Source organism: Bacillus sp. AC266, from assembly GCF_979253805.1.
Map to the genome: position 1 here is coordinate 1 of NZ_CEEDEC010000033.1, position 359 is coordinate 359.

Annotated in this window: 1 protein-coding gene; it reads right to left on the reverse strand. The window is 37.6% G+C overall.

Annotated features, from left to right (window positions below; all coding sequences use genetic code 11):
* Nucleotides 1–359, reverse strand: a 359-nt coding sequence (locus tag AC0IXC_RS29130) for an acyl-ACP desaturase (RefSeq protein ID WP_471653715.1), incomplete at both ends; no start/stop codon positions are given.

A 359-nucleotide genomic window follows, 5' to 3' on the forward strand; every position in this document is an offset into this window, starting at 1 on the left:
AAGTACTTGATCAAAATATTGTAGTGGTCCATAATTCGCTTCTTTTGCAATCACAGCCATTCTATTTTCAAAATCAGGCATGACGGCACCTGGCATTTTAAAATTCTTAATCACATTGGCAATATGATAGCAATAATTAGGTTCTAATTCCAAATGTGTTCGAATGACGTCTCGATAAAACGCATAATGAAGAGTCTCATCTTTGGCGAGACGACGTAATAATGTAGCAAGATCTGGATCATGCTTACTTGAAACCTTAGCTACGTTATTATAAAACACCAGCGTTGCAAGTTCTTGTAGCGTCGTATACGTCATTGCTTCGATTGGTGTATGAAAATCAGGCTCAAATCCACCCTCAA